Origin of the sequence: Geodermatophilus amargosae (assembly GCF_900116515.1) — a bacterium.
GTDB classification, from domain to species: domain Bacteria; phylum Actinomycetota; class Actinomycetes; order Mycobacteriales; family Geodermatophilaceae; genus Geodermatophilus; species Geodermatophilus amargosae.
Genome location: NZ_FPBA01000010.1, coordinates 60530 through 78298 on the forward strand (window position 1 = coordinate 60530; position 17769 = coordinate 78298).

The window sequence follows — 17769 nt, forward strand, 5'->3', positions numbered from 1 at the left end:
CGGGTCGCCGGCCCTCGGTGTCGTCAGGGGCCGGTCGACGCCCGGACCGGCCCGCCTAGGATCGGCCGGGTGAGCCCACGCCGGGCCGCCCTGCTGGTCGCGGCCGTGCTCGGCGCAGCGCTCGTGGTGGTCATCGCCGTCCGTACGCCCTGGACCCTGCTGCCCACCCCGCCCGGCGGAGCCGTCCCGGTCAGCGACGACGCCGGCCTGCCCGCCGCTGTCGTCGCGCGGGCCGAGGCGCTCGCCGGCGCCATCCGCCCGGCGTCCCTGGCCAACCTGCTGCTCGGGCTGGCCGTCTCGGCGCTGCTGGGCCTCACCCGGCTGGGCAGCCGCCTGGTCGGTGCGCTCGCCCGCCCGGTCGGGGGCCGGTGGGCGCTCACCGTGCTGCTGGGCACCGTGGCGCTCGTCGTCGTCGGCCGGCTGGTGACGCTGCCGATCGCGGCCTACGGCGAGATGGTGCGGCACCGCTACGGGCTGTCCACCCGCTCGTGGCCGCTGTGGCTGCGCGACGTCGCGGTCTCCGCCGCCATCGACGCCGCGCTCACCGCGCTCGCCCTGCTGGTGCTCGTCGCCCTCGCCCGGCGCGCGCCCCGCACCTGGTGGGCCTGGGCCGCCGGCGGCGCGGCCGCGCTGGTCGTGGCCGGCTCCTTCCTCTACCCGGTGGCCATCGAGCCGGCGTTCAACTCCTTCGCCCCGCTGGAGGCCGGCCCGCTGCGCACCGACCTGCTCGCGCTCGCCGAGGAGAGCGGCACACCGGTCGACGACGTCCTCGTCGCCGACGCCTCCCGGCGGACGACGTCGCTCAACGCGTACGTGTCCGGGTTCGGGTCGACCCGCCGGGTGGTCCTCTACGACACCCTGCTCACCGACGTCCCCGACGACGAGATCGAGTCGATCGTCGCCCACGAGCTCGGGCACGTGGCCACCGACGACGTCCTCACCGGCACGCTGATCGGTGCGCTCGGCGCGGCCGCCGCCGTCGCGCTGCTCGGCTGGCTGCTCACCTGGGCGCCGCTGCTGCGCCGCGCGGGCGCGGACTCCCCGGGTGACCCGCGCGTGGTCCCGCTCGCGATGCTGCTGATCGCGCTGGGCACGCTGGTGTCCACACCGGTGCAGAACCTCGTCTCGCGGCACGTCGAGGCCCGGGCGGACCTGCACGCGCTCGACCTCACCCAGAACGCCGCGGCGTTCGAGGAGATGCAGCGCCGGCTGGCCGAGACCAACGTCTCCGACCCGAGCCCGCCGGTGCCGTGGCAGTGGTGGTTCGGCTCGCACCCGACGGCGGCGCAGCGGATCGCGATGGCCGAGACCTGGCTGCGGCTGGACGGCCGGTGAGCGCCGGGCGCACCCTCGTCGTCACGAACGACTTCCCGCCACGGCAGGGCGGCATCCAGACCTTCGTCGCGGCGCTGCTCGAGCGCCGCCCGCCGGAGTCGCTGGTCGTGCTGGCCTCCCGCTCGCCGGGGTGGGAGCGGTACGACGCGCAGCTGCCCTACCCGGTGGTCCGGCAGCGGACGGCGGTGCTGCTGCCCACTCCGGCCACCTCCCGCGCCGCCGTGGCGCTGGCGGCCGAGCACGGCTGCGACACCGCCTTCTTCGGCGCCGCCGCGCCGCTGGGCCTGATCGCGCCCGCCCTGCGCGCCGCCGGCGTGCGCCGCCTGGTCGGGGCCACCCACGGCCACGAGACCGGCTGGGTCGCGCTGCCCGGCGCCCGGCAGCTCATGCGCCGGATCGCCGGCGGTCTGGACGTCCTGACCTACATCAGCGACTACACCCGCACCCACCTCGAACCGGCCCTCGGCGGGCGGACCCGGCTGGCGCAGCTGTCGCCCGGGGTCGACGTCGACCGGTTCACCCCGTCCGCCGACGGGAGGGCGGTCCGCCGGCGGCACGGGCTGGGGGAGGCGCCGGTCGTCGTCTGCGTGTCCCGGCTGGTGCCGCGCAAGGGACAGGACGCGCTCGTCGCCGGGTGGCCGCGGGTCCTCGCCCGGCACCCGGACGCGCGCCTGCTCCTGGTCGGCGGCGGCCCGGACGAGGGCCGGCTGCGCCGCGCGGTGGCCGACCGGGGACTGGGTGGCTCCGTGGTGCTGACCGGCCCGGTGCCGCCGGCGCAACTGCCCGAGCACTACGCGGCCGGCGACGTGTTCGCCATGCCCTGCCGCACCCGCCGCGGCGGGCTCGACGTCGAGGGCCTCGGGATGGTCTACCTCGAGGCGGCCGCCGTGGGGCTGCCGGTGGTGGCGGGTACGTCCGGCGGCGCCCCGGAGGCGGTCCGCGACGGCGAGACCGGCACCGTGGTGGCCGACCCCCGCTCCCCGGAGGCCGTGGCCGCCGCCGTCACGGCGCTGCTCGACGACCCCGCCCGGGCCCGCGCCATGGGCGCCGCCGGGCGGGCGTGGGTGGAGGAGCGCTGGTCGTGGACGACGATCGCGGCCGACCTCGCCGCGCTGCTGGACCCCGGGGAGGACTGAGCCCCGCCCCGCGCGACGGCGGGGCGGGGCTCAGAGGTGGGCTCAGCGGGAGTACAGCGCCTCGACCTCGGCGTCGAACTCCTTCATGACCACCGAGCGCTTGAGCTTCAGGCTCGGGGTCAGCATCCCGTTGTCCTCGGTGAAGTCCGTGGCGAGGACGCGGTACTTCTTGATCGCCTCGGCCTGGGACACGGCCCTGTTGGCGTCGGCGACGGCGGCGTCGATCTCCGCCGTGACGTCCGGGTCGTCGGCGAGCTGGGCGACCGGGGTGCCGGCCGGCTTGCCCTTGCTCTCCAGCCAGCCCGGCAGCGCCTCCTCGTCGAGCGTGATCAGCGCGGCGATGAAGGGCCGCTGGTCGCCGACGACGATGCACTGGCTGACCAGCCGGTGCGCGCGCAGGCGGTCCTCCAGCACCGCCGGGGCGACGTTCTTGCCGCCCGCGGTCACCAGGATCTCCTTCTTGCGGCCGGTGATCCGGGTGAAGCCGTCGGTGTCGATCTCGCCGATGTCGCCGGTGTGGAACCAGCCGTCGGCGTCGATGGCCTCGGCGGTGGCCTGCTCGTTCTTCCAGTAGCCGCGCATGACCACGCCGCCGCGGATGAGGATCTCGCCGTCCTCGGCGATGCGGAACCCGACGCCGGGCAGTGGGCGGCCCACGGAACCGATCCGCAGCGCGCGGTCGTGGTTGACCGAGGCGGCGGCGGTGGTCTCGGTCAGGCCGTAGCCCTCGAAGACGGTGACGCCGGCGCCGCGGAAGAAGTGGCCCAGCCGGTCGCCGAGCGGGGCGCCGCCGGAGATGGCGCCCAGGCAGCGGCCGCCGAGCGCGGCGCGCAGCTTGCTGTAGACGAGCCGGTCGAACAGCGCGTGCTGGGCGCGCAGCGCGAGCCCGGCGCCGCCGGTGTCCTGCGCGCGCGACCAGGCGATGGCCACCTGGGCGGCCCGGCCGAAGATCTTCCCCTTGACCGGGCTCGCGCCCTCGGCCTTGGCCTTCGCCTGGTTGAAGACCTTCTCGAAGACCCGCGGGACGGCGAGGACGAAGGTCGGCTTGAACCCGCCGAGGTCCTCCACCAGGTTCTTCACGTCGGGGGTGTGGCCGATGACGGTGCGGGTCTTGACCGCGCCGACCTGCATGACCCGGGCGAGCACGTGCGCCAGCGGGATGAACAGCAGCAGCGAGCCCTGCACGTTCATGAACCGGTCGAGCAGGCTCATGCCGTTGCCGACCTCGAACAGGAAGTTGCCGTGGGTCAGCTCGCAGCCCTTGGGCCGGCCGGTGGTGCCCGACGTGTAGATGAGCGTGGCCAGGCTGTCGGCGCCGAGCGTCGCCCGCCGGGCCTCGAGCTCACTGTCGGGGACGTCGGCGCCCGCGGCGGTCAGCGTGCCGACGGCGTCGTCCTCGATGACGTAGAGCGGGCCGAGGTCGGGTGCCTGGTCGCGCACCGAGTCGACGGCGGTGGCGTGTTCCGCCTTCTCCACGATCGCGGCGACCGCGCCGGAGTCGGAGAGGATCCAGGCGACCTGGTCGGGGCTGGAGGTCTCGTACACCGGGACGGTGACGGCACCGGCCGTCCAGATGGCGTAGTCGATGACGGTCCACTCGTAGCGGGTCTTGGCCTGCAGGGCCACGCGGTCGCCGGGCTGCACGCCGGCGGCGACCAGTCCCTTGGCCACGCCCGCGACCTGCTCGCCGAACTCCCGCCAGGTGACGTCCACCCAGCGGCCGTCCCGCTGGATGCGCAGGCCCACCTCGTCGCCGTGCTCGGCGACGTTCTCGGCCAGCATGTCGGTGAGTGCCTCCGACGGGCCGACCTCGGTCGTCGCCGGGACGCTGTACTCGCGCACGCTCGGTCCTCCTCCTCCGCGCGGCCGGGGCGCCGCTGCCCGCGGTCCCGCGCGGGACACGTCCTGGGAAATCTACCGGCTGGGGCTACTGGGGAGTAGCCGTGCCCGCCCCGCCCCCCCTGCAGTGGGAACGGGGACCGCTCTAGCCTCTGGCGCATGGCCGAGCAGTCCACCCAGTCGATCGTCGTCTCCGCGCCCGCGGCCGACGTCATGGCGGTGATCGCCGACTTCGAGGCCTATCCGCAGTGGGTGGGCGCTGCCCGCACCGTCGAGGTGCAGGAGCGCGGGCCCGACGGCCGCGCCCGCCGGGTCCGGTTCGTCATCGACGCCACCGTCCTCACCGACGAGTACGTCCTCGACTACACCTGGGACGACGACCGGCAGGTCTCCTGGACCCTGGTGACCAGCAAGCTGATGAAGCGGCAGGACGGCTCGTACACCCTGCGCGAGACCGGCGACACGACCGAGGTGACCTACCGGCTCACCGTCGACATCGCGATGCCGATGCTCGGGATGATGAAGCGCCGCGCCGAGAAGGTCATCCTCGACACCGCGCTCAAGGAGCTCAAGAAGCGCGTCGAGGGGTGACCTCCGTGCGCACCCTGCTGTTCACCGGCCCCGGCGGGGCCGGCACGACCACCCTCGCCTCCGCCGCCGCGGTGCGCGCCGCCCGGACCGGCCGGCGGGTGGTCCTGGTGACCCGCCAGGAGGTCCCCGGGGGGACGGCGGACGACGTCGAGGTGGTGCGCGTCGAGCCGACGGCCGCGTTCGAGGCGCTGTGGGCCGCCCGGGCGGCGGAGCTGGCGGCCACGCTGCCCGACCTCGGGCTGCCCCCGGCGACGTCGGTGGTGCCGCTGCCGGGCGCCGGTGAGCTCGCCGTCCTCGCCGCGCTGGGCCGCGTCGGGCCGGCAACCGACCTCGTCGTCGTCGACGGCGGGCCGCTGGGGACCGGTGCCGGGCTGGTGGCGCTGCCGGGTGCGCTGCGCTGGTGGCTGGACCAGGCCTTCCCCGCGCGGGTCCGCGTCCTGGCCGCCGTGCGCACTGCCGCGGTGCGGGCCGGCACGGCGCGCCGGGGCGCGGTCGACCTGGCGCTGGCGGCGGTCCCCGAGCTCGAGGCGCTGCTGGACCGGCTGGCCCTCACCGACCCGGCCGGGACCGCCGTCTGGCTGGTGGGCCGGCCTCGGCCCTCCGCCGTGGCCGCGCTGCGGACCGCCACCACCGCGCTGGCCGTGCACGGGCAGCGCCCGGTGGGCGTGCTCGCGCGCTGGTCGCCCGGCGGCGGGCCGGAGGACTGGGCGGCCGCCCGTGCCGCCGAGCAGGAGGCCGCCATGGTCGCGCTGGCCGACGTCGCCCCGGTGCAGGAGGTCGCCGAGGCCGCGGTCGAGCCGGCCGGCGCCGACGCGCTCGCCGCGCTGCTGCCCGACCTGCCGGGGCCCGCCGGGGAGCCGGCCGTGCTCGCCCCGGAGCGGGTGGAGGGCGGCTGGCGGCTCACGCTGCCGCTGCCCTTCGCCGACCGGGAGGGCGTGCAGCTCACGCGCTGGGAGGACGACCTCGTGGTGACCGCGGCCGGCAGCCGCCGCTCGGTGCGGCTCGACGCGCTGCTGCGCCGCTGCGTGGTGACTTCGGGCGGGCTGGTCGACCAGGGGACCGCCACGGCGCGGCTGGAGGTCGGGTTCGCGGCCGATCCGCAGCAGTGGCCGGCCGACCTGCTGGCGGCAGCAGGACAGGACACGGGGTCGCAGGACACGGGGTCGCAGGACACGGGGTCGCAGGACACGGGGTCGCAGGACACGGGGTCGCAGGACACGGGGTCGCAGGACAGGGGGACGGAGTGAGCGAGGGAGCCGACTGGCTCGACCAGGCACGGCGGCTGGTGACCGGTCTGGGACAGGCGTGGGCCGAGTCCGGTGCCGGCGCGGCCGCGGGGCACGCGGGCGCCGAGCACGTGCCGGGCGGGGACTGCCAGTGGTGCCCGCTGTGCCGGGCGGCGACCGTCGCCCGGCGGCCGGAGGTGTCGGAGGCGCTGGCCGACCTGCTGACCTCCGCCGCGGTCGCGCTGCGGACGGTGGCCACCCCGTCCGAGGCGCCGGGCCGGCCGGAGGAGCCCCCGCCGCCGGCACAGGTGCAGCACATCGAGCTCGGCTGAGTGGCCGCCGAGCGGACCGACCCCGGCGGCCTGCCCGCCCTGGGTGTCGACGTCGGCGGCACCAAGGTGGCCGGCGGCGTCGTCGCTCCCGACGGGACGGTGCTCGGCACCGCGCGCCGTTCGACGCCGACCGCGTCGGTGGCCGAGGCCGAGGCCGCGATCGCCGGCGTCGTCGAGGAGCTGGCCGTGTGGCACGGCGGGCCGCTGGTGGCGGTGGGTGTGGGCGCGGCGGGCTGGTTCGACCGCACCGGCGACGTCGTGCTGTTCAGCCCGCACCTGGCCTGGCGGCACACCTCGCTGCGGCGTGACCTCGCCGCCCGGCTGCAGCGGCCGCTGTGGGTGGGCAACGACGCCGACGCCGCGGCCTGGGCTGAGTACCGCTTCGGCGCCGCGCAGGGGGCCGAGCTCGCGCTGTGCATCACCCTCGGCACCGGCATCGGCGGCGGGATCGTCTCCGGCGGGCGGCTGCAGCGCGGCGCGCACGGGGTGGCGGGGGAGTGGGGGCACATGCGCGTGGTCCCCGACGGGCGGCTGTGCGCCTGCGGCAACCGCGGCTGCTGGGAGCAGTACGCCAGCGGCAGCGCGCTGGCCACCACCGCGCGCGAGGTGGCCACCCGCTCGCCGGCCGCCGCGGCCCGGCTGCTGCACCGCGTCGACGGCGACGCGGCGCGGCTGACCGGCGAGGACGTGGCCCGTGCCGCGGCCGACGGCGACCCGGTGGCGCTGAGCCTGGTCAACGACGTCGGCGAGTGGCTCGGGCAGGGCATCGCCGACCTCGCCACCGTCCTCGACCCGGACGTCGTCGTGATCGGCGGCGGGGTCAGCGTGCTCGGCGACATGGTGCTCGACCCCGCGCGCGAGCGGCTCGGGCGGTCGCTGCCCGGTCGTGGCTTCCGGCCCGGGCCGCGTGTGGTCGCCGCGGCGCTCGGCGCCCAGGCCGGCCTGGTCGGTGCGGCCGACCTCGCGCGCGGTGCCGTCTGCGCCGAGGCGCGGAGGGCCTGACCCCTGCAGGGGTCCTCCCGCTAGACGACCGCGCCGTCGTCGCCGTCGTCGTCGCGGTCGCGCATCCGGGACAGCGCCAGCGCGGCACTGCCGACCAGCGCCGCGACACCCAGCACCAGGCCCGTCTCGCTGGCCAGACCCAGCACCCCGGGAGCACCCACCAGCACGACGCCGGCCGCGGCCAGCAGCACGGCGTACAGGGTCGACGGCGAGGGCATCGGGACCGGCGGCGCGGGCGGCGGCTCGTAGTGCTCCTCGGCGAGCAGGTCGTCCACCTCGTCGACCGGGGGCGCGACCGGCCGGGGTGCCGGCGGCTGCGCGGGCTCGGCGTCCTCGACGACGGTGCGCCCGTGCTCGGCCTCGTAGGCGGCGACGATCCGCGACCACTCGGCGTCCTCGTCGAGGTCACGGCGCAGCGGGCGGCGCTCGGCCGCGGGACCGCGGGCGGGGGCGTGGTCGTCGGCGTGCCGGTCGACCAGCGAGCGGCCCTCGCCCAGGCGGGTGCGGTCGACGAACAGCCGGTCGGCCGGCGGGCTGGGGAGGAAGACGGTGCGCGTGTAGGGGCCGACGTCGGCGGCGGGCTCGAGGTAGGCGGGGATCCCGGCGTCGCGGAGGACGTCGAGCAGGTGCTCGCCCACCCGCGGATCGACGTCGCGGAGGGGAGCCCAGAGCGCGGCGTCCAGGCCGTTGTCGCGCCGGCCGCGGCCGCGGCGCGGGCCGGTCACGCGGCGGCTCCGCGGGTGCGGGCCCGGTCCCCGGTCGGCCGGTCTGCAGCCACGGTGGTCCTCCTCCGGGGTCGGGCGGGGTGCCGTCGGGAGCCGACGCGCGGGGCGGATTGTCGCCGGGGCACCCGGCTCCCTAGTCTGGCATTTCCCCAGGGAGGCGTGTTGTTCTACTGGTTCCTCAAGTACGTGGCGATCGGTCCGGTCGCGAAGCTGGTGTTCCGTCCCCGGGCGGAGGGCCGTGAGCACGTGCCGGCCGGTGGAGCCGCGATCCTGGCGAGCAACCACATCTCGGCCGCGGACTGGATCTTCATGCCCATGTCGCTGCGGCGCCGGGTCACCTTCCTGGCCAAGCAGGAGTACTTCACCGGCACGGGCCTCAAGGGCATGCTGCAGCGGGCCTTCTTCACCGGCGCCGGCCAGGTCCCCATCGACCGGTCCAGCGCCACGGCCGCCGAGGACGCCATCCGCATGGGCATCCGGATGCTCGAGCAGGGCCGGGTGCTGGGCATCTACCCGGAGGGCACCCGGTCGCCCGACGGCCGGCTCTACCGCGGCAAGGTCGGGGTGGCGCGCATGGCGCTGGAGACCGGCGTCCCGGTCGTCCCGGTGGCGATGACCTACACGCCGCGGCGGATGCCGTTCGGCAGGAAGCTCGTCCGGGTCCGCGTGCGCTTCGGCGAGCCGCTGGACTTCTCCCGCTACGAGGGCCTCGCCGGTGACCGCTTCGTCGAGCGGTCGGTCACCGACGAGATCATGTACGAGATCATGACGCTGTCGGGCCAGGAGTACGTCGACGTCTACGGCGCCACGGTGAAGAAGACGATGGACGCCACCGGCGCCAGCGCCTCCGACGTCGTCGGCCGGCTGCAGCCGCCCGCCGGCGAGGCCGGCGACCGAGCCCCCCAGTCCCTCGCCGGCTAGTCCGGCAGGCGCTCCAGCAGATTGGTGAGGGCCGGCGGCTCGTCGCCGCTGGTGACGGGCCCGCGCACCCACCGGTGCACGAGGTCCTCGGTGGAGGCGGACCGGGACCGCACCAGCTGACGGCGCGCGCAGGGGTCCTCCAGGCCGCCCGGCGCGCCGATGTCCACGTCGACCAGCGCCTCCCGCGTTCCCCCAGCGTCGGTCGGGGAGTGCACCGAGGCGCTGGCGGAGAACCTCGAGACCCGCGGCCGCCGGGTGTTCGTGCCCGGCTCGGTCGGCGTCGTCTCGGCGCTGCGGCAGGTGGTCACCGGCGCCGTCGCGGAGAAGGTGGTGCTGAAGCCGTCGGCGGCCCGGGTGCCGGGCCTCGAGCGCGACGTCGCCGCGCTGCAGGGCCAGGAGTCCGGCCGGTCCTCGGTCGAGGGCCGCCCGGCGGGCTGACCGGCCCCGTCACCGGTCGTCGCCGTCCGGTTGCACCCCACCGAGCCGGCCGCGTCCGGTCCCCGCAGGATGAGCGGGTGAGTCCGGCTCCCCGACCCCAGACCCGTCGCACCAGGACCGGCGGGCGCCCCGTCGACCCGGCGGGTGCCCGCCGGTGACCCTGGACCCCACCGGGCTCGCCTACGCGGGCGCCGGCCTCGCCGCGCTGCTCGCCGCGCTGCTGCCCCGGCTGCTCGACCGGCGGCCGCTGTCCCTGCCGATGGTGTTCGTGGCGCTCGGGGTGGTCCTGTTCGCCCTGGTCGAGGGGCTGCCCTCGCCCGACCCGGTCGAGCACGAGACGGTGACCCTGCACCTCACCGAGCTCGTCGTCATCGTCTCGCTCCTGGGGGCGGGCCTGGCGCTGGACCGGCAGGTCGGCTGGCGGCGCTGGGGTACGACGTGGCGGCTGCTGGCCGTGACGATGCCGCTGACCGTGGTCGCCGTCGCCCTGCTCGGGGGCTGGCTGCTGGGGCTCGGGGCGGCCGCCGCCGTCCTCCTCGCCGCCGCGCTCGCGCCCACCGACCCGGTGCTGGCCACCGAGGTCCAGGTGGGCGAGCCGACGGAGGACTGCAACAGCGAGGACGAGGCGCGCTTCGCGCTGACCTCCGAGGCGGGCCTCAACGACGGCCTGGCGTTCCCGTTCACCTACGCCGCCATCGCGATCGCCGCCGCCGGGGCCGCTCCCGGTGGGTGGCTGCTCGAGTGGGTCGCCGTCGACCTGGCGTGGCGGATCGCCGCGGGCGTGGCCGGAGGTGCCGCCTGCGGATGGCTGCTGCGGGTCCTGTTCTTCTCGCGGCCGGCGGAACGGGCGGGGCTGGCCGAGCGTGCGGAGGGGTTCGTCGTCCTCACCGCCGTCCTGCTCACCTACGGCGTGACCGAGCTGGTCGAGGGCTACGGCTTCATCGCCGTCTTCGTCTGCGCCTGCACCATCCGCGCGGCCGAGCAGGCCCACGGCCGGCACCAGGTCCTGCACGCCCACGTCGAGCAGCTCGAGCGCTTCCTCACGGTGGTCGTCCTCGTCCTGGTCGGTGGCTCCCTGGCCCGCGGTGTCCTCGCCGGTGTCGGCTGGGCCGAGATCGTCCTGGCCGCTCTGGTCCTGCTCGTCGTCCGGCCCCTCGCCGGCTGGATCGGCCTGGCCCGCGGGCGCACCGGGCGCGGGGAGCGGTGGGTCATCGCGTTCTTCGGGGTGCGGGGCATCGGCTCCCTCTACTACCTCGCCTACGGCCTGTCCGAGGCCGACGTCCCGGGCGGCGAGCAGCTGTGGTCGGTGACGGTCCTGGTCGTCGTGGGCTCGGTCGTCGTCCACGGCGTCACGGCCGGGCCCGTGATGGCCTGGCTCGACCGGCGCCGGGTGGCCCGGGCGCGGGCGACGACCGGCACCGCGGAGGCGGCGCCCGTGACCGCGGTCTGAGACCGGCCGCACCTACGGTGGTCGGCGTGCGGCGCTTCTTCTACGACACCGAGTTCATCGAGGACGGGACGACGATCGACCTCGTCTCCATCGGCGTCGTCGACGAGACCGGCCGGGAGTTCTACGCGGTGAGCACGGAGTTCGACGAGCGGAAGGCCATCCCGTGGGTCCGCCGCAACGTGCTCGACCAGCTCCCGCCGCCGGCCGACCGCGCCTGGCGCAGCCGGCAGCGCATCCGCGACGACCTGCTGGCCTTCCTCACCGGCCCGGGGGAGGAGGTCGAGCTGTGGGCGTGGTTCGCCGCCTACGACCACGTCGCGCTGGCCCAGCTGTGGGGGCCGATGACGGCGCTGCCGCGCCCGGTCCCCCGGTTCACCCGTGAGCTGCGGCAGCGGTGGGACGACGTCGGCCGGCCGGAGCTCCCGCCCAAGCCGGCCGGCACGCACGACGCGCTCGTCGACGCCCGCTACAACCTCGCCCGCTGGCAGGTGATGGAGGCGACCCGCGACTGAGCCCCGCTCAGACGGTGAAGACGGCGAGCAGGCGGGTCAGCTCCTGCGACAGCCCGTCGAGCTCCACCGCGGCGGCGTGCGCCCGGCCGACGTCGTCGGCGCTGTCGCGGGCGTCGGTGCTCACCGCCGTCAGCGTGGTCGACACCGAGCCGGCGCCCTGGGCGGCCGCGGCCACGCTGCGGGTGAGCTCGCGGGTGGTCGCCGACTGCTCCTCCACCGCGCTGGCGATGGTGAGCTGGTGGTCGTTCATCGCGTGCACGACCTCGGCGATGCGGGTGATCGAGCCGACGGCGGTGCCGGTGTCGGCCTGGATGGCCTCCACCCGGCGGGCGATGTCGTCGCTGGCGCGCGAGGCCTCCTGGGCCAGCTCCTTGACCTCGTTGGCCACAACCGCGAAGCCCTTGCCCGCCTCGCCGGCCCGCGCGGCCTCGATGGTGGCGTTGAGCGCCAGCAGGTTGGTCTGCTCGGCGACCGCGGCGATCACCCGCACGACCTCGCCGATCTCCGCGGAGCTGGTGCCCAGCGCCGCGATCGCTCCCTCGGTCCGGCGGGCGAGCTCGGCGGCCTGGCGGCCCACCTGCGCGGCCTCGGCGGCGCTGCGGGCGATGTCGGTGATCGACAGCCCCATCTCCTCGGCGCCGGCGGCCGCCGCGGACACGCTCGCGCTGATGTCGCTGGCCACCGTGTGCGCCGACTGCGCCTGGTCACGGCTGCGGGCCGCCCGTGTGGCCAGCCCGTCGGCCACGCCGGCCACCCCGGAGGCCGACTCCGCCACCTGGCGGGCGCAGCGGCCGATGTCGCGGACCGTGCCGGCCACCTTGTCGACGAACCGGTTGAACGCCGCGGAGAGCTGGCCCACCTCGTCGTCGCCGGTGACCGGCATGCGCTGGGTCAGGTCGCCCTCGCCGTCGGCGATCTCGGCCATGCGGGCGCGCAGCTGCTCCAGCGGCGCGGTGAGCCGGCGGGCGACCTGCCAGGCCAGCACCCCGCCCAGCAGCGCGACCAGGACGGCGGCGAGGACGAGCGCGGTGACCATGGCGGAGCGGCCGTCGGCGAGCTGGTCGACCGGGCCGGTGAAGTCGGCGTCGCGGGCGAGGGTCACCAGCACCCAGTCCCACGGTGCGTAGTAGGTGACCTGCGCGGTCGTCGGGCCGGCGTCGGCGTCGTCGAAGTGCACGGTGGCCTGCTCGCCGTCCTCCAGCGCGACGGCGGCGTCGACGATCTCCCGCACGTAGGGGCGGCCGTCGACGTCGGCGGCGTCGATCAGCTGCTCGCCGTCGCGGGTGCCCTCCGGGCTGACCAGCACGGTGCCGGCGCGGTCTCCGGTGCCGCCCCACACCTCGACGTGCCCGTGCGCGCCGACCTGCGTGGCCTCCAGGCTCTCCCGCAGCGCCGGGATCGCCTGCTGCTGCTCGCCGACGTAGAGCATGCCGACCAGCTGGCCGGCCGGGTCGAGCAGCGGGGTGTAGGCGGCGACGTACCAGGAGTCGACGACGAAGGCGTTGCCGCGGTAGGTCTGCCCGGAGGTGACCGCGGAGACCACCGGGTTGGGCTGCCCGTCGGGGTTGACGGCCGGGATGTAGGTGCCGATCGCCCGGCTGCCGGTGGCGGCGGTGACGTTGGTGGCCACCCGCAGCATGTCCCCGGACGGGGTCCGCTCGAAGATCGTCGCGGTGCCGCCGACCAGGGCCTTGACCTCGTCGACGACGGCCGTGGGCACCGCGGGGTCGGCGTTCTGCCCGAGCCAGGCGCCGCCCACGGTCACCCGGGGAAGGTCGAGGGGCGTGACCTCGCCGGAGAGCTGGTTCTTGGCCTCCCAGCGCACGAGCCCGCCGGGACCGCCGACGGCCAGCCCGCCGGAGTCGGCGAGCACGTCGAGCGCGACGGCGAGCTGGCTGTCCACGCGCGCGGCGGTGGACTGCCCCTGGGTGGCGACGACGTCGTGCACGCCGGCCGCGGTGCGCGCGACGCTGGCCTCGACCAGGTCGGTGACCGAGTCCTGCGTGGTGTCGGCGAACCGGGCGCTCTGCCAGGCGCTCACCCCGGCCATCGCCCCGCCGGTGACCGCGACGCCGGCGACCGCGAGCGCGACCACCTTCGTCCGGATGCCCCACTGACCGAGCCCGCGCACGTCGTCCCCCTCCCGGCCGGGCGGTTCCCCGGCACTGCGCCGCAGCGTCGGCACGGGGCGGCCGTCCCTGTACCGGAACCTGCCGCGGCGGGGCGGCTGGGACGGGTGGGACGAGTCGTGACGGCGGTGTGGTCAGGCGCCGGCGAGGACGGCCTGGGTCTGGGTGACCGAGGCCACCGGGCGGCCGTCGTCGTCAGTCACCTCGGTGAGGACGACGATCGTCGAGCGGCCCACGTGCAGCGGCCGGGCCGTGGCGTGGGCCGTGCCCCCGCGGACGGCGCGCAGCAGCGACGTCGCCGAGGCGAGGGTCGACGTCGAGGCGCCGGCGGGCAGGTTGAGGAAGGCGCAGACCGCCCCGACGGTGTCGGCCAGGGTCATGAGCGCGCCGCCGTGGAGAACGCCGCCGGCGGTGCACCGCTCCGGCGCCCACGGCAGCCGCCCGGCCACCTCGCCGGGGCCGGCCCGGTCCAGCTCGATGCCGGTGGTGACGGCGAAGGGCATGAGCGCGAGCAGGGGGGCGGGGTCCATGCGCGGATCCTGCCGTGTCGCGCCGGCGGACGTGACCACGGTCACGTGCATGGGGCAGGATCGGTGCTGACCTGCGGTTCGTCCTCACAGGAGGCGTCGTGCGCATCGGCATCCTGACCGGCGGCGGCGACTGCCCCGGCCTCAACGCGGTCATCCGCGCCGTCGTCCGCAGCGCGGTCGCGAACGGGGACGAGGTGGTCGGCTTCCGCGACGGCTGGCGCGGCGTCCTCGACGACGACGTCGTCTCGCTCGACCTCGCCGCCGTGCGCGGCCTGCTGCCCCGCGGCGGCACCGTGCTCGGCACCTCCCGCACCAACCCGTACGCGATCGAGGGCGGTCCGGGGCGGCTCGTGGCCACGCTCGAGAGGCAGCGCATCGAGGCCCTCGTACCGGTGGGCGGCGAGGACACCCTCGGCGTGGCCGCGAAGCTGGCGGCCGACGGGCTGCGGGTGGTCGGCGTCCCCAAGACGATCGACAACGACCTCGACGGCACCGACTACACCTTCGGCTTCGACACCGCCGTCGGCGTCGCGATGGAGGCCATCGACCGGCTGCACACCACCGGCGACAGCCACCACCGCACGCTCGTCGTCGAGGTGATGGGCCGGCACGCCGGCTGGATCGCGCTGCACGCGGGCATGGCCGGCGGGGCCACCGTGGTGCTGCTCCCCGAGCGCCCCTTCGACGTCGAGGCGGTGGTCGGGCACTGTCTGCACCGCTTCGAGTCCGGATACTCGCCGATCGTCGTCGTCTCCGAGGGCGCGCGGCCGGCCGACGGCGCACTGGTCACCGCCTCCGGGCAGACCGACGCCTTCGGCCACGTCCGGCTCGGCGGCATCGGCGCTTCGCTGGCGGCGCTGCTCGAGGAGCGCACCGGGCGGGAGGCCCGCGCGGTCGTGCTCGGCCACGTCCAGCGCGGCGGCACGCCCTCGGCCTTCGACCGGGTGCTGGCCACGCGCTTCGGCCTGGCCGCGGTCGCCGCCGTGCGCGAGGGGCGGTCCGGTGTCATGGTGGCCCTGCGCGGCACCGACGTCGTCCTGGTGCCGATCGCCGAGGCCACCGCCCGCCTCAAGCTGGTGCCGCTGGAGCGGTACGCCGAGTCCGAGGTCTTCTTCGGCTGACCGGCGGGCCCGCCGTACGCTCGGGGCGTGAACCTGCCCGAGTCCGCATCGCTCGTCCCCGGTCTCGACGGGTGGCGGGAGCTCCCAGCCGCCCAGCAGCCGCAGTGGCCCGACCGCGCCGCCCTCGACGGTGTCCTGACGACGCTGGCGACCGTGCCGCCGATCGTGGCGCCGAGCGAGGTCGACGAGCTGCGCGGGCGGCTGGCGGAGGTGGCCCAGGGACGGGCGTTCCTGCTGCAGGGCGGGGACTGCGCGGAGACCTTCGACCTCAACACCGACGCCCACCTGCAGAGCACCACGCGCACGCTGCTGCAGATGGCCGTCGTCCTCACCTACGGCGCGAGCGTGCCGGTGGTGAAGGTCGGCCGGGTGGCCGGGCAGTACGCCAAGCCGCGCTCGTCGGAGCTCGACGCCCTGAACCTGCCGTCCTACCGCGGCGACATGGTCAACTCGCTGGAGCCGGTGCTCGAGAAGCGCATCCCCGACCCCAACCGGCTGGTGCGGGCCTACGCGAACTCGGCCGCGGCGATGAACATGATCCGCGCCTACGCCCGCGGCGGCCTGGCCGACCTGCACGCCGTCCACGACTGGAACCGGGACTTCGTCGCCCACTCGCCGGCCGGCGTCCGCTACGAGGTGATCGCCCGCGAGATCGACCGTGCGCTGGCGTTCATGCGGGCCTGCGGCGTCGACGACACCGCGCTGCGCGGCGTCGAGCTCTACAACAGCCACGAGGCGCTGGTCCTCGACTACGAGGCCGCGCTGCTGCGGGTGCACGAGGGCCGGCCCTACGCCTCCTCGGCGCACTTCGTGTGGATCGGCGAGCGCACCCGCCAGCTCGACGGCGCGCACGTCGAGTTCATGTCCCGGGTCGCCAACCCGATCGGCGTCAAGATCGGCCCGACGACGACGCCCGAGCAGGCCACCGAGCTCGTCGAGCGGCTCGACCCCGACGGCATCCCCGGGCGCATGACGCTGATCAGCCGCATGGGCAACGGGAAGATCCGCGACGTCCTCCCGCCGATCGTGGAGAAGGTCACCGCCTCCGGCCACCAGGTCGTGTGGCAGTGCGACCCGATGCACGGCAACACCCACGAGTCCTCCACCGGCTACAAGACCCGGCACTTCGACCGGATCGTCGACGAGGTCCTCGGCTTCTTCGACGTGCACCGGGCGCTGGGCACCTGGCCCGGCGGCATCCACGTCGAGCTGACAGGTGAGGACGTCACCGAGTGCCTCGGCGGGGCGATGGAGATCAGCGACGAGGACCTCAACAGCCGGTACGAGACCGCCTGCGACCCGCGGCTGAACACCGGTCAGTCCCTCGAGCTGGCCTTCCTCGTGGCGGAGATGCTGCGTGGGTGAGAACCCCGTCCTCCTCATCCCTCGCAGGCTCGGGACGAGCCTCTGGACGGGGCCGCAGTGACGGCCGTCATCGACCTGCGCTCCGACACCGTGACCCGCCCGACCCCGGCGATGCGCCGGGCCATGGCCGAGGCCGAGGTCGGCGACGACGTCTACGGCGAGGACCCGGCGATCCGGGCGCTCGAGGAGCGGGTCGCGGACCTGTTCGGCCACGAGGCGGCGCTGTTCGTGCCCTCGGGGACGATGGGCAACCAGATCGGGATGCGGCTGGTCTGCGAGCCGGGCCAGGAGGTGCTCTGCGACGCCGACGCGCACGTGGTCACCTACGAGATGGGTGCCGCAGCCGCGGTGTTCGGCATCTCCACCCGCACGGTGGTGTCCGCCGGCGGGCTCCTCGACGCGGACGCGCTGATCGACCAGGTGCGCCCGCGCGGGGACTGGCACCTCACTGCCACGGCCGCCGTCGCCGTGGAGAACACGCACAACCGCGGCGGCGGGCGGGTGCAGCCGCTGGCCGAGCTCGAGCGGCTGTTCGCCTGGTCCCGCGGGGCCGGCGTCGCCGTGCACCTCGACGGCGCGCGGATCTGGAACGCCTCCGTGGCCTCCGGTGTGGACCTGGCCACGTACGGGCGGCTGGCCGACACCGCGTCGGTGTGCCTGTCCAAGGGGCTGGGCGCGCCGGTCGGGTCGGTGCTGGTGGCCTCCGCCGAGCGGATCGCCGCCGGCCGGCTGTGGCGCAAGCGCCTCGGCGGCGGGATGCGCCAGGCGGGGGTGCTGGCCGCGGCCGGGCTGCACGCCCTCGACGCCCACTTCCCGCGGCTGGCCGAGGACCACGAGCACGCGCGGCTGCTCGCCAAGCGCCTCGGCGTCGACCCCGCGACGGTCGAGACCAACATGGTCGTCGTCGACGACGTCCCCGCGCCGCTGGTCGCCGAGGCCGCCAAGGCGCGCGGCGTGCGCGTGTCGCAGGTGAGCCCGCGCCGGATCCGGCTGGTCACGCACCTCGACGTCGACCGTGCCGCGGTCGACCGCGCCGGCGACGTCCTCGCCGACCTCCTCGACCGCTGAGACGGCGAGGCATAGGAGGCTCTCCCCACGTTCTCGAGCTGAGGACGTG

Annotated in this window: 18 protein-coding genes; 13 read left to right on the forward strand and 5 right to left on the reverse strand. The window is 75.9% G+C overall.

Annotated elements, in window-relative coordinates; genetic code table 11:
- Positions 1–69 precede the first annotated feature (69 nt).
- Entirely contained in the window at positions 70–1335 is a 1266-nt protein-coding gene (locus BM414_RS14510; protein WP_093580241.1) for a M48 family metallopeptidase, read from the forward strand.
- Entirely contained in the window at positions 1332–2471 is a 1140-nt protein-coding gene (locus BM414_RS14515; RefSeq protein WP_093580243.1) for a glycosyltransferase family 4 protein, read from the forward strand. Before BM414_RS14510 ends, BM414_RS14515 begins: the two co-directional genes overlap by 4 nt.
- A gap of 42 nt (positions 2472–2513) precedes the next feature.
- Here the strand turns inward: BM414_RS14515 and BM414_RS14520 are convergent, their stop codons facing one another.
- On the reverse strand, positions 2514–4313 hold the full coding sequence (locus BM414_RS14520) for an AMP-dependent synthetase/ligase (protein ID WP_093580245.1): 1800 nt from the start codon (positions 4311–4313) through the stop codon (positions 2514–2516).
- Positions 4314–4469: 156 nt separating this feature from the next.
- Between BM414_RS14520 and BM414_RS14525 the strand changes: the two genes are divergently transcribed.
- The 4 genes from BM414_RS14525 to BM414_RS14540 are packed head-to-tail and all read left to right on the forward strand — an operon-like array spanning position 4470 to position 7461.
- On the forward strand, positions 4470–4901 hold the full coding sequence (locus BM414_RS14525) for an SRPBCC family protein (protein WP_093580247.1): 432 nt from the start codon (positions 4470–4472) through the stop codon (positions 4899–4901).
- Positions 4902–4906: 5 nt separating this feature from the next.
- Positions 4907–6148 (forward strand): ArsA family ATPase, encoded by a 1242-nt coding sequence (locus tag BM414_RS14530; RefSeq protein WP_175551596.1) that lies wholly within the window; start codon positions 4907–4909, stop codon positions 6146–6148.
- Positions 6145–6459: a hypothetical protein gene (locus BM414_RS14535; RefSeq protein WP_093580249.1), complete on the forward strand. Its 315-nt coding sequence runs from the start codon at positions 6145–6147 to the stop codon at positions 6457–6459. The genes BM414_RS14530 and BM414_RS14535 overlap by 4 nt, the downstream gene beginning before the upstream one ends.
- The gene (locus BM414_RS14540) at positions 6460–7461 is read left to right on the forward strand and encodes an ROK family glucokinase (RefSeq protein ID WP_093580251.1); all 1002 of its coding nucleotides are present in this window, start codon (positions 6460–6462) and stop codon (positions 7459–7461) included.
- A gap of 20 nt (positions 7462–7481) precedes the next feature.
- Here BM414_RS14540 and BM414_RS14545 read toward each other — a convergent pair whose 3' ends face one another.
- The gene (locus BM414_RS14545) at positions 7482–8186 is read right to left on the reverse strand and encodes a hypothetical protein (RefSeq protein WP_093580253.1); all 705 of its coding nucleotides are present in this window, start codon (positions 8184–8186) and stop codon (positions 7482–7484) included.
- A 159-nt stretch (positions 8187–8345) separates the two neighbouring features.
- Between BM414_RS14545 and BM414_RS14550 the strand changes: the two genes are divergently transcribed.
- On the forward strand, positions 8346–9107 hold the full coding sequence (locus tag BM414_RS14550) for a lysophospholipid acyltransferase family protein (RefSeq protein WP_245784731.1): 762 nt from the start codon (positions 8346–8348) through the stop codon (positions 9105–9107).
- Here the strand turns inward: BM414_RS14550 and BM414_RS29430 are convergent.
- Positions 9104–9274 (reverse strand): hypothetical protein, encoded by a 171-nt coding sequence (locus BM414_RS29430; RefSeq protein ID WP_175551597.1) that lies wholly within the window; start codon positions 9272–9274, stop codon positions 9104–9106. The genes BM414_RS14550 and BM414_RS29430 overlap by 4 nt on opposite strands.
- On the opposite strand from BM414_RS29430, the gene BM414_RS14555 reads away from it, so the two are divergent.
- The 3 genes from BM414_RS14555 (at position 9267) to BM414_RS14565 (ending at position 11507) form a co-directional block, all read left to right on the forward strand.
- Positions 9267–9545, forward strand: coding sequence for an SDR family oxidoreductase (locus tag BM414_RS14555; RefSeq protein WP_093580255.1), 279 nt, complete (start codon positions 9267–9269; stop codon positions 9543–9545). The two genes, BM414_RS29430 and BM414_RS14555, sit on opposite strands and share 8 nt — an antisense overlap.
- Positions 9546–9699: 154 nt before the next feature.
- Positions 9700–10995, forward strand: coding sequence for a cation:proton antiporter domain-containing protein (locus BM414_RS14560; protein ID WP_217644729.1), 1296 nt, complete (start codon positions 9700–9702; stop codon positions 10993–10995).
- Between the two features lie 26 nt (positions 10996–11021).
- On the forward strand, positions 11022–11507 hold the full coding sequence (locus tag BM414_RS14565; protein ID WP_139245854.1) for a polyadenylate-specific 3'-exoribonuclease AS: 486 nt from the start codon (positions 11022–11024) through the stop codon (positions 11505–11507).
- 7 nt (positions 11508–11514) lie between these two features.
- Here the strand turns inward: BM414_RS14565 and BM414_RS14570 are convergent, their stop codons facing one another.
- Both BM414_RS14570 and BM414_RS14575 read right to left on the reverse strand, forming a co-directional pair.
- Entirely contained in the window at positions 11515–13692 is a 2178-nt protein-coding gene (locus tag BM414_RS14570; protein ID WP_245784732.1) for a methyl-accepting chemotaxis protein, read from the reverse strand.
- Positions 13693–13770: 78 nt separating this feature from the next.
- Positions 13771–14166 carry a PaaI family thioesterase gene (locus tag BM414_RS14575; RefSeq protein WP_093580415.1) on the reverse strand — a complete coding sequence of 132 codons (396 nt, stop codon included), beginning with the start codon at positions 14164–14166 and terminating at the stop codon, positions 13771–13773.
- Between the two features lie 98 nt (positions 14167–14264).
- Here BM414_RS14575 and BM414_RS14580 point away from each other — a divergent pair, with 98 nt between their 5' ends.
- The 3 genes from BM414_RS14580 to BM414_RS14590 are packed head-to-tail and all read left to right on the forward strand — an operon-like array spanning position 14265 to position 17720.
- Positions 14265–15287 carry a 6-phosphofructokinase gene (locus BM414_RS14580; protein WP_093580259.1) on the forward strand — a complete coding sequence of 341 codons (1023 nt, stop codon included), beginning with the start codon at positions 14265–14267 and terminating at the stop codon, positions 15285–15287.
- Between the two features lie 27 nt (positions 15288–15314).
- Complete coding sequence (locus BM414_RS14585) at positions 15315–16652, forward strand: class II 3-deoxy-7-phosphoheptulonate synthase (RefSeq protein WP_093580261.1); 1338 nt, start codon at positions 15315–15317, stop codon at positions 16650–16652.
- Between the two features lie 57 nt (positions 16653–16709).
- Entirely contained in the window at positions 16710–17720 is a 1011-nt protein-coding gene (locus BM414_RS14590; protein WP_245784733.1) for a threonine aldolase family protein, read from the forward strand.
- Positions 17721–17769: the final 49 nt, after the last annotated feature.